This window comes from Actinomarinicola tropica (genome assembly GCF_009650215.1).
GTDB classification, from domain to species: Bacteria; Actinomycetota; Acidimicrobiia; order Acidimicrobiales; family SKKL01; genus Actinomarinicola; species Actinomarinicola tropica.
In genome coordinates, this window is the sequence record NZ_CP045851.1 from 2,439,152 (window position 1) to 2,453,299 (window position 14,148).

Below are 14,148 nucleotides of genomic sequence, written 5' to 3' on the forward strand. Positions count from 1 at the left end.
CGGCGGAGGCTAGCGGCGGGAACCGGCGCGGCAGCCCGACCGGGGGTCGGTAGCCTCGACCGCCGTGGCCGCAGCCGGGAAGACCCCCAAGAAGGGCGCGAAGAGCGCCGACGATGGCACCAAGGTCATCGCCACGAACCGGCGCGCCCGGCGGGAGTACGAGATCCTCGACACCGTCGAGGCCGGGCTCGTGCTCCGAGGGTCCGAGGTGAAGTCGCTGCGCGACGCCAAGGTGCAGCTCGCCGAGGGGTTCGGTCGGATCAAGAACGGCGAGGCGTGGCTCCACGCCGTGCACATCTCGCCGTGGATCTCCACCGGCCTGCACGACCGGATCGACCCCGAGCGCATCCGCAAGCTGCTGCTCAACAAGCACGAGATCGAGCGTCTCGGCGCCCGCCAGGACCAAGAGCACCTGACGCTCGTCCCGCTGTCGATCTACTTCAAGGGTGGGCGGGCGAAGGTGGAGCTCGGCCTCGCTCGCGGCCGCAAGGACTGGGACAAGCGCCAGGCCATCGCCCAGCGCGACGCCGACCGCGAGGCCCGCAAGGCCATGTCGCGCCGCATGAGCGGCAAGGACGCCGTTTAGGGGCCCTGGGCAGCGTCGAGGTCCCGCGTGGTCGGGGCGATGCCGAGCAGGGTGTCGCCGTCGAGGACGATCGACTCGAGCTCGGCCACGCTGGCGCGATCCAGGGTCACGACGAACGTGTGCGCGGTCACCTCGTGGCCGCACGTGACGTCGTCGACCGGTCGGAACACCGGCGCGAGCGCGTGGCCCTCGACGGTGAACCCGCGCAGCTCGGGCGGGCACGCGCCGCCTGAGGTCGTGAGCATCAGGACCAGCTGCTCGTCGAGGTCGAGGGCCGGGGCGGTCTGCCGCTGACCGAGCCCGAGCTCGGCCCAGGTGTCTCGCAGCGTGGCGTCGTCCTCGATCACGCGGAGGTCGCCCGCTCGGCCCGGAGGAGCCCGACGTACGTCGACGACCTCGAACCCGACGGCCGGGTCGGGCTCGGCCGTGGTGGTCCGCGTCGCCTCGACAACGAGCGCACGAGCCACCGCGCCCTCGCCCGGCCGCACGTCGAACGCCGGTGGGAGGTCGGCGCGGTGGATGGCGGCGGCGTGGGTCTCCGGCCGGGCGGCGAGGAGGCACAACCAGGGACCCTCCGGCTCGCCGAGCCGACCCTCGACGAAGGTCGGCGTCAGCACGCCGTCGTCCCAGTCGAAGCCGCGAAGGTGGTGATCGCAGCGGGGCACGTCGTTGGTGAGCGCCACGACCACCCAATGCCGGAAGTCGATCCTCGGCGCCTCCTGGCCCGCGACGGCCTCCCGCCAGGTCGCTGCGTCCTCGATCAGGCGGACGTCGCCCAGCTCCCCGTCGAGGTCGACCTCGAGCGTCACCGAGACCACCTCGGAGCCGTGTCCCCCCGCCACAGCGCGTCCCGCACCCCGGTCCTGGCTGGCCGCCGCAGCGACGGCCAGCCCGATGAGCGACGCGACGCACACGAGCGCGAGCGCACGGCGTCGTCGGCGTCGATCGCGCCGACGTCGGCGCTCGAACAGCGCCAGCGACGCCTCGATGTCGATGCCCGGCGCCAGGGCGCCGAGCTCGTCTCGATCCAGGTCGCTCACGGGAGCTCCGCCAGCAAGGGGCGCAACCGGCGCCGCGCGTCGTGGAGAGTCGACTTCACGGTCCCCGGCGCGATGTCCATCGCTGCGGCCACGTCCTCGATGCGGAGGTCTGCCAGGTAGTGGAGGCACACGGCGAGGCGCATCCGATCCGGCAGCGACGCCACCGCACGGCGCAGGTCGAGCTGGTCGGCGGTCAGGTCGTCGGGGGCGACCGGGCGGATCGTGGCGAGGATCTCGGCTCGGCGGCGCTGGTTGCGCTGTCCGGTGAGCAGGCGGTTCAGCGCGACCCGCCGCACCCACGCCGCGGGGTCCTCGTAACCGGAGATCGTCCGCCATCGCCGGTCCGCCTCGATGAAGGCCTCCTGCACCGCGTCGGCGGCGGCCTCAGGATCGAACGCCGTCCCGAGGGCCCGGACCAGCCGCGGGTACTCCCGCACGAACAGCTCCTCGACCGCGCCCACGCCTCCCATCACACACCAGTCACGCCCGACCTGCTCGGACGGTTGGGTTGGGGGCGGGGCTCCGGGCTCAGTCGCCGCACGTCGCGTCGGCGTGGTCCCGGATCCGTCGCGCTGCCTGGATCAGCGAGTCAGTGACCTCGGCCGTCGGCAGGGTGACCGAGCCGCCGCCGTCGCCCGCGGCGACGATGGCGGCGATGTCGTCGGCGATCGACTCGGGCGCGGCGTCGACGAGCGCATCGATCGCCTCGGTCGGGTTCGGCACGGCGACGACGTCGCCCGGGGAGGCGATCGTCAGCAGGTGCGTGAGCGACTCCCCCACCGTCACCCCGCCAGGAAGGGACACGTCGTCGGTGACGACTCGGAAGACCCCGGGCTCGTCCTCCCAGGCGCGCGCCCACTCCCCTGGCTCGTCCGCCGCCTCGGGTGTGAGGCCCACCCGCAAGCTGGACGGCAGGATCTCCGGGCTCACGGCCGCCAGCATCTCCGGATCGTCGGCGAAGAGGTCGGTGAACTCCTCGTAGGCCTTCTCCTGGGAGACGGCGAGGACCGATGCCGCCGCGGGGTCGTCACGGACCCGCCGCTCGAGCTCGGACCGCACCTCATCGGTGGCATCGGCGTTCACGAACACGATCACGTCGACCGCGTCGCCGTCGGAGGTCGTACCCCACACCGGCGCGGCGAAGGCCTGGCAGAAGGCGCTCGACGAGGCCGCCTCGTCGTCGCCATCGAGGATCAGGTACGCGCCGATCCCCGCGATCAGCGCCACCACGACGGCCACGCCGACGACGACCCATCGCCGGTGCGCCGCCGGTTCGGTCGTCGGCCCGCTCTCCGCCACGCCCGCATGTCTACAACCTGGGCGGTCGTCGGGACGGTTCACCGGTCGGACCGCGTGGGAGGAGCCCGGGGTGGATGCACCAGACCTTCCCCGGTGGGCGGCACGCAGCGCCCATCGGCTCTTCGGCACCGTCGCCAAGCTGCGCGACGCGCGCGGGCTCCACCCGAAGGGCACGACCTTCCGGGGCGACGCCCAGATCTACCCCGCCGGCGCAGCGCTCGGACCGCCGGGGTCGATCGACGTCGTCGCGCGGCTGTCGCGGGGCATCGGCCTCCCGCACCCGTGGCCGGACTTCAACGGCATCGCCATCCGGTTCGTCGACGCCCACGGCCCCGACCGCCACCAGGACGTGCTGCTCACGGCCTCGTTCTCGGCGCCGGTGCTGCGACACACGATCTTCCCGTGGCCGACGTTCTCGGTGCTCGGCTACTCGTCGGTGCTCACGTTCGGGACGGAGGACGGACCGCGGGTCCTGCGCGTGGAACCGCTCGCCGCGCCCACGCTCGACGCCGCGGTCGAGAGCCTTCCGCTGACGGTGGAGCTGCGCATCGCCGAGCCGCGGGCCGGTTGGGCGCCGGCGGCCACGGTGGTGCTGCGCGAGGTCGTGCCGGCCGACGAGGCCGCGGTGGTCCGCTTCGACCCGTGGACGACGACGGTCACGTTCCGCCCGCGCGGCATCCTCAACTCGCTGCGCGGCCCGGCGTACGCCGGCAGCCGGGAGGCCGCTCCGCGCCGTCCGTGACCCCGATGTGGTAGCCCTCGCGCATGGCTGACGACGTGCGCGACCGACCTGACGTCGATGCGCTCTACGCGCTCGACCCGTCGGAGTTCGTCGCCGCCCGCAACGCCCTCGTCAAGGAGCTGAAGGCATCCGGGGAGAAGGACGTCGCTGCCGAGGTCGGTCGGCTCAAGAAGCCGTCGAAGCTGGCCTGGGCCGTCAACTCGGTGGCACGCGCCGAGCCCGACCTCATCGAGGAGCTGCGCGAAGCGGGGGCCGAGCTGCGCGATCGGCAGGACGAGGCCCTCGCCGGCGGCGACGCCGATGCGCTCCGGGCCGCCACCGTCTCGCGGCGCGACGTCGTCCGTCGTCTCACCCGGCTGGTCGTCGAGCTCGCCGGAGAGGCGCACCGCGAGGAGGCCGCCGCCACGTTCGAGGCGGCGAGCGTCGATGCGGAGCACGGCGCCGAGCTCGTCGCCGGCCGGCTCACCTCGGCGTTGGAACGACCGTCCGACCTGGGCTTCCTCGGCCTGCTCGGTGCGGCCGGCGAGGGCGCCCCGCCGCGGCGACGAGCCCCGGCGCCTGCTCGCCGCGGGAAGGCGCCGGCCCCCGCCGAGCCGGTGCGCATCGACACGAAGCGGATCCAGAAGCTCGAGCGGGCACTGGCGTCGGCCGAGGACGCACGAGCCGATGCCGAGCACGCCGTCGAACGAGCCGAGCGCGAGCAGGAGGAGGCCGCCGAGGCGCTGGCGGCGGCACAGGAACGGGTCGAGGCGGCTGAGCGCCAGCTCGACGAGGCGACCGATGCCCGACACGCCGCCGAGCGTGCCGTGGCCGCAGCCCGGGCCGAGCTGGACGCCGTTCAGGGCAACTGACCACGGATCGCGTCGCATACCGCAGGGATCCGTGGTGAGTTCGTCCTGTCGATCGCAGGAGTCGCGCCGACGGACCGGCGGTAGCATGTGCAGGTCGGTTCGTGACCGACGTGCTACTTGACACCCGCCTCATCGCTCCGGCGGTGGTGGCGGGCCCGATGCGGGGCTGATCGGTTTCGACGTGAAGCTCGGAAGTCGGACGTGCGACCGGAGTTGCTCAGACTCCTTAAACGGGGCACCCAAACAGAGGCCGATAACGACGACCTCGCTCTCGCCGCCTGATCCAACTCAGGTAACCGAGACACATAGCGACCGGTAACGGCACGCGGGGCCGGTCCACCGCAGCCCGGCAACAGAAGCGGTGGAGGACAGCAGGGAGAGACCGCTGACGGCGTGAAAGACCGCTGACACCGGAGAAAGATCCGGCGGCAGGGCCCTCGTGGCCCACCCGACCCGGCGGGCTGGCAGCCGTAGAGCCAGTACTCGGGAATGGTCGTAGCGCGGTCGATGACCACTTGACGGACGAGGGTTCGATTCCCTCCAGCTCCACCAAGGGGTCTTCGGGGAATTCCCCGAGGTCCTTAGGGAATTCGAGCCGCCCTTCGGGGCGGCTCGAATCGCGTCCGACTCCTCTCAGCTCGCTCGCACGGCGTCTCGGAGCAGATCGAGGTGCCCTGCGTGGCGGGCGGTCTCATCGATCATGTGCACCATGATCCAGCGAGCGTTCACGGGCCCTCGGCCGAAGGAGGGGGCGGCGGCGACCGCGTCGAGCGTCTCGCACGCGTCGAGCGCGAGTCGACTCCGAGCGCAGGCGGCTGCGTAGAGCTCCACGACTCCCTCGACCGTGTCGCCGCTGGTCAGACGCATCGCGTGGTCGGGATCGTCAGCTTCGGGCGTGTCCCACGGCGACGGCATCGGGGCACCGAGCAGCCGACCCTGGAACCACCGATCCTCCGCCCATGCGAGGTGACGGACGATGCCGGCGATGGTCAGGTCCGTGGCCGGCAGATGAGGCGTCGACGCCTCCTCCCAGGTGAGATCGCAGAGGGCGGCTGCCACGGTGGCTCGGTACTGATCCAGGCGTTGGGCGAGCGCAGTGCGCTCATCGGCGGGTTGCAGGTCCGGGTACCTCGGCTCGCCGCTCATGACCGCGATCGTGGCACCACCAGCGCCCGGTCGCCTGCCAACAGGAGACGCCCTCGCCCTGATCCGCGACGCGCACCTCGCGTGCCGAGCTCAGTCGCTCGTGGCGCCGTCCCCCGCTGGACACACATCCCCGACTCCGTCGAGGATCGGGATGGCCATCAACTCAACAGACGTGTGGCGAGTCCAACCTCGAGTGGTGAACTCGATGCCGAGGTCGGTCCACGACGTGTACCCGCTTCTTCCGAGCAGCTCGCCATCCTCCTCCAGACGCTGGTGCAGCGGCCGGGGATCGCTCGAAGGGAACGGGCAGTCACGGAACCGGTAGAGGTGACCGACCCACGCGTACTCGTTCGGCGCGAGGTCGAACGGCTCGAACGGACGAAGGTCCGCCGTGTCGTGGCTCCCCACCGGCACCATCACCGTGGCGATCGGTTCGAAGTAGGCATCGGCGTCGATGGGCGCGACATCGCGGATCCTGATCGGATGGTCGCCCCTGTTGGTGATCGACGTCCCGACTCGGAACTCGGCGTTGGCGCGCGCTGGGACCACTTCGACGGTGTCGCCGACGAGGCTCAGGTGGGTGGCGCCCTCGTTCGGTGGCGGGATCCATGGCCCGAGCCGAAGCGGCTGGTAGTAGACCACGTTGGCGCCGATCCACCAGAAGGAGCCGACGGCGAGCAGGAGCGCAGCGGTCCCTCCGGTGACCCACCACGGCCACCGACGCCTGCGATGCTGCAACACCACGTCGGGCCCCTCCGCCCGCGAATCGAGCACCGCCGCCACGGCAGGACCCTAACCGCCGAGCGCCGACTCCGCCCGGGAGGATCAGGTGGAGCCGCCACGCCGATGAGGGTCGATGCTTCTACTCTCGACCCATGCGTACGGCGGAACAAGGGGCGCCAGCGAGCGGCCCACGGCGTCGTTGGCGGAGGCTCCTCGGGCTCGCGGTGCTCGGACTTGCTGCGCTGTTCGTCGTCGGAGCCTGGTACCTCTCGAGCGACCTGAGCTGTCCTGCCCGTCCCGAGAGGTTCGAGGGCGAGTCGAACTACGGGCGAGCCGAATGGGATTGGTTCCCCATCGGGACGACCTGCCGATGGTCCGACGCCGAGAACGGGTTCGATCGGGTCGAGGAGCCCGGCTGGGCGCCCACGATCCTGATCGCGTCGATGCTCGCCACCGGACTCGGACTGGTCGCGAGCTCATCACCGACTCGGACGGCTGACTAGGCGGCAGCGTCACCGACGGCCGGCACCCGGTCCGGGAGCGGCTACCCCTCGCAGCTGTCGCCTTCGGCGTCGATGCGCTTCGGCGCGATCAGGTCGGTGGTGTCGCCGGAGAGGAGGTTCACGCCCAGGATCTTGAAGTCGTAGCTCCCCTGCACCACCAGGTTGACGTACGCCGACTTGCACAGCGGCCCCCACTGCAGGCGGCTGCCGAGGATCATGCCCGGGAAGATCCGGGGGACGATCCCCTGGTCGAACAACGACACCGACATGTGCGGGAACGCCAACCCGAACTCGGCGTTGACGTAGTTGCCGAACATCGCCGCCGAGTCGGCCGGCTGGGGGACGAGTCCCATGTCGGGCATCCGCACCGCCGCCTCGACCGACCCGCCGCTCAGCTCGAACCCCATGTCGCCACCGAACGTGTAGCGGGCCTCACCCTGGGCCGACGCCTCGGCGGGGATCTCCACGTCGCCGATGATGCGGGCGTTGATGTCGATCGTCAGCGGGATCGGACCGATCGGCACGATGTACTTGAACCAGATGCCCGGCATCTCGAAGTCGATCGGCGCCGTCCCCGCTCCTGCGGCCGACATCGTCAGCTCGACGTCGCCCTCGAGGCCACGCTGCTGGATCGACGCTGCGGACAGCTCGCCACCACGGATCTGGATGTCGCCGCTCGACCGCGGCATGCGCACCTGACCCTCGGCCACGTAGGCGAGGGCCACTCCTCCGCCCGCGTCGCGCGTGACCTGGACCCGCACGTCGAGGTGCTCGGCTCCGACCCCGAGAGCGAACACGTAGGTGAAGCCGTTCTCGCTGTAGGTCCACTGCAGGGGCAGGTCCGCCCCCTCGGCGCGCGACCACGCCACCTGTCGGGTCGTGCCGTCGGCCAGGGTCACCCCCATGCCGACCGGCTGGTCTAACGCGGCACCCGTCGCGTCGGGGTCCGTCTGGTAGCGCTCATCGACCGGCAGCTCGACGTCCCAGCTGATGTCCGCCTCGTCGAACGCGTCGGTCAACGCCGCGAACTCGGTCGTCACCTCCACGGTGCCGCCCTGATCACGGACGTCGACGACGCGTCGCAGCGCGGTGCCGGGCACGAGGAGCACCGAGCCCGGCTCGACGGACGCGGCGGCGTCGGCATCGAGCACGTAGGTGTGATCGCCCGACACCGAACGCACGGCCGACTGGGACACCACCCGCGTCTCGTCCGCGAGCGCGACCTCGACGCTCACGTCCTCACCCGGGTCGACGAGCAGGGCGTCGTCGGGTGCGGCCCAGTCGTCGAGCTCGCCGGCCACCATCGGGGCGTCGCCGTCCGCGCCCTCCTCCGATCCGCCACCGCTCGAGCTGTCGTCGGTCGCCGACGCCTCCGCCCCCTCCGCGTCCTCGTTGCCCAGCAGGTCCGCGAGGTTCCCCGCCTCCTCTCCGTCGTCGCCCCCGCAGGCCCCGGCCACGATGGCCAGGCAGGCGAGCACCGCCACGGCGCGGCCGCGCCAGGTGCGCGTCGAATCGGAGGTCTGCCGATAGGGGTTCATCGTCGCTCTCAGGGTCGGGGCCGCTCTCGAGGGGACGGTAGGTGAACGGCCTGTCAGTGCCGTGAAACCGCGGCAGGCCCGCGCCGACGAGTACGTGGAGGCGCACCCGGGCAGGGCGCCGGAATGGACGAGCTGCACCTCGGCTACGCCGTCGCCGGTCTCATCGCCGTCGCGCTGATCCTCGCGAGCGCTCGGATCGAGCGGCTGCCGATCACGTCACCGATGGTCGGACTCGTCGCCGGGGCGGTCCTCGGCGCCCCCGTCCTCGGCTGGCTGACGATCGACCCCGACGTGGCCCCCACGCTCCTGCTGGAGAGCACCCGCGCCATCCTCGCGGTGTCGTTGATCGGCGTCGCGCTGCGGTTCCCGGTGCGCGAGCTCGGGCGCGCGCTGCGACCCGTCGCGGCCCTCGTCGGTCTCGGCATGCCGCTGATCGCCGCGGCGACCGCCGGTCTCGCAGCGTGGACCCTGGGTTGGCCGTGGGAGCTCGCCGCCCTGCTCGGGGCGTGCCTGTGCCCCACCGACCCGATCCTCGCGTCGGGTGTGGTGACCACCGATGCGGCGATCAGCGACCTTCCCGAGCGGACGCGCCAGGTGATCACGATCGAGTCCGGCGCGAACGACGGACTCGCCCTCCCGTTGGTCGCCGTCGGCATCGCCGCCGTCGCCGGGGACGGGCTCGGTGGAGCTGCGACGACCGCCGGGGTCGAGGTCGTCCTGGCCCTCGTGGTCGGTGTCCCGATCGGCTACGTGGTCGGACGGCTCACGCGGTACGTCGACGAGCACGGGATCACCGAGCGGACGCCCGAGCTGATGGTCACCCTCTTCATGGCCGTCGGCGTCCTGGGCATCGGACGGGCCGTCGACGCCGACGGCATCCTCGCCGTGTTCGTCGCCGGCCTCGCCTACAACGTCGCCGTCCCCGACCGGGAGCGCGAGCAGCAGGAGCAGCTCGACGAGGCGTTCAACGAGTACCTCGTCATCCCGGTGTTCATCGTGATCGGGACCCTGCTGCCGACCGACGCGTGGACGGACCTCGGGGCGCCGCTCGTTGCGTTCGTCGTCGGCGTCCTGCTCGTCCGACGTCTCCCCGCCGTGCTCGCGCTCTCGCCGCTCAGCGGCCTAGCGCTCCCGCAGTCAGCGTTCGTCGGCTGGTTCGGTCCGATCGGGATCAGCGCAGCGTTCTACCTCGTGCACGCCCACCACGAGGGCGTCCTCGACGACCGTCTCTTCGCGGCAGGCATGGCGGCGGTGGCCGCCAGCACGATCATCCACGGCGCAACGCAGGGCATCGGGCGGCACCTGCTCACCCGCGAGGATCGGGCTCAGAGGCTGGAGACGAAGGCGTAGGTGATGATGCCGAGGGCGACGGTCGGGACGCCGAGCGCCGCCGCGGTGCGCAGGCGCTCCATCCCGGTGGGGGCGTTGAGGATGCCGCCGCCGACGACGCCACCGACGAACGCCAGCCCGGCCAGGCCCGGCGCACGGAGCGCCAGCGACACGGCCACGAGCAGACCGAGGCCGAAGATGGCGAGCGCCACCGGCGAGGTGGGGCGCTCGACCTCCTCGACGGCCAGGAACGGCGAACCGACCTCCTCCTCGGGCACCTCCTCGGTGAGGTCGACGAGGGCGAGGTGGTCCTCGTGGCGGGGCTGGAGCGTCGGGGGAAGGGCGAAGGCGAACACGCCGCACCCGTACCCACGATCCGTCACGCCAAACACCCTCGGTGAACACCCGATCCGCCCGGTGAGGTGCTAGGCAGGTCCGATGGAGCTGGAGGCCGACCACACCTTCGAGGCACCGCCGCACGAGGTGGTCGACGCCATGGTCGACCCCGGGTTCGCCGAGCAGCTCGTCGCCCTCCCGGACGTGAGCGACGTCGAGGTGATCGGGTCCGGTCAGGAGGCAGCGCGACGTTGGCTCTCGGTCCGCATGGTCTACGGCGGGTCGCTCGACCCGATCGCCGCCAAGGTCCTCGGCTCGTCGTCGCCCAGCTGGATCCAGACCTACCGCCTCGACCGGCCCGGTGTGCCCGGGGAGCTCGAGATCACCCCGGAGCACCACGGATCGCTGCTCACCTGCCGGGCCGAGATCGTCGTCTCGGAGCACCCCGACGGCACGCGGCGCACGCTGCGCGGCGAGCTGTCCGTGCGCGTCCCGCTCGTCGGGGGGAAGGCCGAGCGCGCCCTCGCCCCCGCGATCCGTCGACGCATCGACGTCGAGGCCCAGCTGCTCGCCCGCTGGCTCGGCCGCTGAACCATCCCGTCACTCGAACGGGCGCTCCTCCCACCACGGGTACCACTCCGGCATGTCAGCGCTCGGACGCATCGTGAACCGTGGCGCCCGCTTCTCGAGGAACGACTCGACGCCCTCGCGCACGTCGCTCGACGCGCCCATGTAGCGGATGGCCCGCGAGTCCACCTTGTGGGCCTCCATCGGGTGGTCCGCACCGAGCATCCGCCACATCATCTGGCGGTTGAGCGCCACCGACATCGCCGAGGTGTTGTCGGCGATCTCGCGCGCCAGGCCGCGAGCGACGTCCAGGAGCTCCGCATCGGGATGCACCGAGCGGACGAGGCCCCCGTCGAGCGCCTCCTGCGCGGGGAACACCCGCCCGGAGAACACCCACTCCGCCGCCTGGCTCACACCCACGACGCGCGGGAGGAACCACGACGAGCACGCCTCCATCGTGATCCCCCGCCGCGAGAAGACGAACCCCATCCGGGCGCTCTCCCCCGCCAGGCGGATGTCCATCGGCAGCGTCATCGTCGCGCCCACGCCGACGGCGGGTCCGTTGATCGCGGCGATGACCGGCTTCAGCGACTCGTAGATGCGCAGGGCCACCCGCCCGCCACCGTCTCGCAGCCGGTCGAGGTCCTGCTCGCGGTCGCCGGTGTCGCCGGCGCCTCGCTTCGACGCGTCGAACGTGTCACCACCCGCCTCCAGGTCCGCACCGGCGCAGAACCCGCGTCCCCGGCCGGTCACGATGATCGCTCGCACGTCGTCGTCGGCATCGGCGCGGTCGAAGGCGTCGATCAGCTCGAACATCATCCGGGAGGTGAACGCGTTCAGGCGATCGGGGCGGTCGAGGGTGATCGTGAGGACGGCGTCCTCGACCTCGTAGGCGATCTGCTCGTAGGACGGCTGGTCCGGCATCGGTTGGTCTCCCCCGGCGTCGTTGTGCGAACGTTCCTCACACTCTTCCATGAGCACGTCCTCCCCCCGTCCCTCCTACGTCCGCGACGGCATCGTCCTGGGTGCCGCCGTCGGGCTCTTCGGCGTGACGTTCGGGGTCCTCGCCACCACCGCCGGGCTCCCGGTGGCCCAGGCGTGCGTGATGTCGCTGCTGGTGTTCACAGGGGCCTCGCAGTTCGCGCTCGTCGGTGTCGTCGGCGCCGGCGGCTCGCCCGTCTCCGCGCTCGCGTCGGCGCTCCTCCTCGCGTCGCGCAACGGCATCTACGGCCTCGCCCTCCACCGCACCCTTCAGGGCCGGCTCCTCCGGCGGCTCGGCGCCGCGCACCTCGTCATCGACGAGTCGACGGCGATGGCCCTCGGCCAGGAGGACCCCGAGCACGCCGAGCGGGCGTTCTGGGTGGCGGGTCTGTCGGTCTTCGCGTTCTGGAACCTCGGCACGCTCGCCGGGGCCCTCGGCGGCACGGCCCTCGGCGATCCCGCGGCGTGGGGGCTCGACGCCGCGTTCCCCGCCGGGTTCATCGTGCTCGCCGCACCGCACGTCCGCTCCCGCGACGGACGTGTCGCGGCGGCGGCCGGCGCGGCCATCGCCCTCGTCGCCGTCCCCCTCGTACCGGCGGGCGCGCCGATCGTGCTCGCCTCCCTCGGCGCGGTGGTGGCGCTGGTCCTGCGAGGCCGACGGTGAGCTGGTGGACCGTCGGTGTGATGGCCGTCGGGGCCTACGCGTTCAAGGCCATCGGCCTGTTCGCGTTCGACGCCCGGCCGCCCTCCCCCAAGGTGCTCGAGGCGCTGCGCCTCCTCCCGCCAGCGCTCCTCGGCGCGCTCATCGTCGTGCAGACGGTCGCGACGGGCGAGCAGCTCGTCGTCGACGCCCGGCTCGCCGGCGTGCTCGCCGGGGGCTACGCCGCGTGGCGCAAGGCACCGTTCGTCGTCGTCCTCGTCGTGGCCGCGGCGGTCACGGCCGGGGTGCGGGCGCTGTCCTGACGGTGGCGGTCATGGCCATGAGCGCACCGAGTCCGATGTAGGTGGCGCCCGTGGCGACCCGGGTGCGCCGCTGCAGCAGGGCCGTGCGTCGGATCCGTTCGCCGATCCAGGCGCCGCCCACGGCGTAGGCGCCGTCGGACACGAGCCCGAGCACCATGAACCAGACGCCGAGCACCGCGATCTGCAGCGGTGCCCCGCCCCGGTCCGGGTCGACGAACTGCGGCACGAAGGCGAGGAAGAAGACCGCTGTCTTCGGGTTCAGGAGGTTGACGACGAAGCCGTCGACGAACGTGCGCCGCAGCGACCGCGTGGCGCGAGGCGCCTCCTGGAGCGCCACCTCGGCCGGGTCGGGGGTGCGGAGGATGCGGATGCCGAGGACGACCAGGTAGGCCGCACCGGCGAGCTTCACCGCCGTGAAGGCTGTCGATGAGGCGACGAGCACCGCCGACAGCCCGACGGCCGCCGCCGCGACGTGCACCGTCGTCGCGACGTGGATGCCCGCCACCGAGACGAGGCCCGCGCGCGTTCCCTCGCCGACGCTCCGGGCGACGACGTAGAGCACAGCCGGCCCGGGAACGACGAGCAGGAGCAGCGCCGCACCGGAGAAGACGACGAGGGTGGCGAGGCTCGGCATGCCCCGCAGCCTGTCAGACGTCGAGGTAGCGGCTGACCGCGATTCCCGAGCCGATGACGCCGACGAAGATCCCGACGCCGAGCACGAACAGGCTCGTGCCGAACACCTCGCCGGAGCTGACCGCGAAGCCCTGGAGGATGGCGAAGCTGTCCCCCGAACCCGAGAGTCGGCTCTCGAAGAAGTTGTTGAGCACGACGACGGATCCGACCGCCACCGCGGCCCCGACGATGCCCTGTATCAACCCCTCGAGCATGAACGGGACCCGGATGAACCAGTTCGTCGCGCCGACGAGCTTCATCACCTCGATCTCGCGTCGGCGGGCGAACATCGCCATGCGGATCGTGTTCAGGATGAGCAGGCCCGCGGCGAGGAGCAGCACGCCGGCGACGAAGAGGATGCCGATCGACAGCACGCGCGACAGCCGCTGCACCTGTTGGACGGTGTCGAAGGCGAACACGACGCGGAACACGCCCGGTTGGTCGTCGAACTGCTCGCCCACCGCGCGGATCGCCGCGGCGTCGGGGTTGGTCGGGACGACGCGGAACGACGACGGCAGGATGTCGGGCTCGACGGCCTCGATCATCTCCGGGGTCCGGGAGAACATCTCGCGGAACTCGTCGTACGCCGCCTCCTGGTCGACGTAGGTGTGGCTCTCGATCGCCGGGCTCTCGCTCAGCGCCTCGTTCAGCGCCTGGATCTGCTCGCCCGAGGCGTCGGCGTTGACGAAGACGATGAACTCGATGCCGCCCTCCCAGCGTGCCGTGGCGTTCTGGACGCCCTGGCGGAGCAGCAGCGCCGACCCGACGAGGGACAGCGACACCGCCACGGTGACCATCGAGGCCAGCGTGAGGCTGATGTTGCGGAGGAGGTTGTGCCCGGTCTCCCGGGCGATGTAGTCGACCTTGGCCAC

17 protein-coding genes and 1 other RNA gene are annotated in these 14,148 nt (G+C 71.9%); 8 read left to right on the forward strand and 10 right to left on the reverse strand.

The features are described 5' to 3' along the window. Positions 1-64: 64 nt before the first annotated feature. On the forward strand, positions 65-586 hold the full coding sequence (smpB, locus tag GH723_RS12060; protein ID WP_153759877.1) for an SsrA-binding protein SmpB: 522 nt from the start codon (positions 65-67) through the stop codon (positions 584-586). Here the strand turns inward: smpB and GH723_RS12065 are convergent. The 3 genes from GH723_RS12065 to GH723_RS12075 all read right to left on the reverse strand — a co-directional run bounded on the left by GH723_RS12065 (position 583) and on the right by GH723_RS12075 (position 2,967). After that, positions 583-1,626 carry a hypothetical protein gene (locus GH723_RS12065; protein WP_153759878.1) on the reverse strand — a complete coding sequence of 348 codons (1,044 nt, stop codon included), beginning with the start codon at positions 1,624-1,626 and terminating at the stop codon, positions 583-585. The genes smpB and GH723_RS12065 overlap by 4 nt on opposite strands. Then, positions 1,623-2,087, reverse strand: a complete 465-nt coding sequence (locus tag GH723_RS12070; RefSeq protein ID WP_195210271.1) for an RNA polymerase sigma factor — start codon at positions 2,085-2,087, stop codon at positions 1,623-1,625. Before GH723_RS12070 ends, GH723_RS12065 begins: the two co-directional genes overlap by 4 nt. A 67-nt stretch (positions 2,088-2,154) precedes the next feature. Further along, on the reverse strand, positions 2,155-2,967 hold the full coding sequence (locus GH723_RS12075) for a permease-like cell division protein FtsX (RefSeq protein WP_153759880.1): 813 nt from the start codon (positions 2,965-2,967) through the stop codon (positions 2,155-2,157). A gap of 28 nt (positions 2,968-2,995) precedes the next feature. On the opposite strand from GH723_RS12075, the gene GH723_RS12080 reads away from it, so the two are divergent. From GH723_RS12080 to ssrA, 3 genes are all read left to right on the forward strand, one after another. Further along, positions 2,996-3,667, forward strand: a complete 672-nt coding sequence (locus GH723_RS12080; protein ID WP_153759881.1) for a hypothetical protein — start codon at positions 2,996-2,998, stop codon at positions 3,665-3,667. A 23-nt stretch (positions 3,668-3,690) separates the two neighbouring features. Beyond that, positions 3,691-4,518, forward strand: coding sequence for a hypothetical protein (locus GH723_RS12085; RefSeq protein WP_153759882.1), 828 nt, complete (start codon positions 3,691-3,693; stop codon positions 4,516-4,518). Positions 4,519-4,680: 162 nt separating this feature from the next. After that, positions 4,681-5,070: a transfer-messenger RNA gene (ssrA, locus tag GH723_RS12090) on the forward strand. 81 nt (positions 5,071-5,151) lie between these two features. Here the strand turns inward: ssrA and GH723_RS12095 are convergent. The 3 genes from GH723_RS12095 to GH723_RS12105 form a co-directional block, all read right to left on the reverse strand. Continuing rightward, entirely contained in the window at positions 5,152-5,664 is a 513-nt protein-coding gene (locus GH723_RS12095) for a DinB family protein (RefSeq protein ID WP_153759883.1), read from the reverse strand. Between the two features lie 90 nt (positions 5,665-5,754). After that, positions 5,755-6,447 carry a hypothetical protein gene (locus tag GH723_RS12100; protein WP_229022808.1) on the reverse strand — a complete coding sequence of 231 codons (693 nt, stop codon included), beginning with the start codon at positions 6,445-6,447 and terminating at the stop codon, positions 5,755-5,757. A 484-nt stretch (positions 6,448-6,931) separates the two neighbouring features. Further along, entirely contained in the window at positions 6,932-8,428 is a 1,497-nt protein-coding gene (locus GH723_RS12105; RefSeq protein WP_153759885.1) for a hypothetical protein, read from the reverse strand. A 123-nt stretch (positions 8,429-8,551) separates the two neighbouring features. Between GH723_RS12105 and GH723_RS12110 the strand changes: the two genes are divergently transcribed. Next, positions 8,552-9,778, forward strand: coding sequence for a cation:proton antiporter (locus tag GH723_RS12110; RefSeq protein WP_153759886.1), 1,227 nt, complete (start codon positions 8,552-8,554; stop codon positions 9,776-9,778). Here GH723_RS12110 and GH723_RS12115 read toward each other — a convergent pair. Continuing rightward, the gene (locus GH723_RS12115; RefSeq protein ID WP_153759887.1) at positions 9,754-10,140 is read right to left on the reverse strand and encodes a hypothetical protein; all 387 of its coding nucleotides are present in this window, start codon (positions 10,138-10,140) and stop codon (positions 9,754-9,756) included. The genes GH723_RS12110 and GH723_RS12115 overlap by 25 nt on opposite strands. A 55-nt stretch (positions 10,141-10,195) precedes the next feature. Here GH723_RS12115 and GH723_RS12120 point away from each other — a divergent pair, with 55 nt between their 5' ends. Beyond that, positions 10,196-10,684 (forward strand): DUF2505 domain-containing protein, encoded by a 489-nt coding sequence (locus GH723_RS12120; RefSeq protein WP_153759888.1) that lies wholly within the window; start codon positions 10,196-10,198, stop codon positions 10,682-10,684. Between the two features lie 9 nt (positions 10,685-10,693). Here GH723_RS12120 and GH723_RS12125 read toward each other — a convergent pair whose 3' ends face one another. Continuing rightward, positions 10,694-11,584: a crotonase/enoyl-CoA hydratase family protein gene (locus GH723_RS12125; protein ID WP_153759889.1), complete on the reverse strand. Its 891-nt coding sequence runs from the start codon at positions 11,582-11,584 to the stop codon at positions 10,694-10,696. A 49-nt stretch (positions 11,585-11,633) separates the two neighbouring features. Between GH723_RS12125 and GH723_RS12130 the strand changes: the two genes are divergently transcribed. Then, positions 11,634-12,305 carry an AzlC family ABC transporter permease gene (locus GH723_RS12130; protein ID WP_153759890.1) on the forward strand — a complete coding sequence of 224 codons (672 nt, stop codon included), beginning with the start codon at positions 11,634-11,636 and terminating at the stop codon, positions 12,303-12,305. Beyond that, positions 12,302-12,604, forward strand: coding sequence for an AzlD domain-containing protein (locus GH723_RS12135; RefSeq protein WP_229022809.1), 303 nt, complete (start codon positions 12,302-12,304; stop codon positions 12,602-12,604). Before GH723_RS12130 ends, GH723_RS12135 begins: the two co-directional genes overlap by 4 nt. Here GH723_RS12135 and GH723_RS12140 read toward each other — a convergent pair. Together GH723_RS12140 and GH723_RS12145 are read right to left on the reverse strand one after the other, a co-directional pair. Further along, on the reverse strand, positions 12,576-13,238 hold the full coding sequence (locus GH723_RS12140; RefSeq protein ID WP_153759891.1) for a LysE family translocator: 663 nt from the start codon (positions 13,236-13,238) through the stop codon (positions 12,576-12,578). The genes GH723_RS12135 and GH723_RS12140 overlap by 29 nt on opposite strands. 13 nt (positions 13,239-13,251) lie before the next feature. Beyond that, the gene (locus GH723_RS12145) at positions 13,252-14,148 is read right to left on the reverse strand and encodes a cell division protein FtsX (RefSeq protein ID WP_153759892.1); all 897 of its coding nucleotides are present in this window, start codon (positions 14,146-14,148) and stop codon (positions 13,252-13,254) included.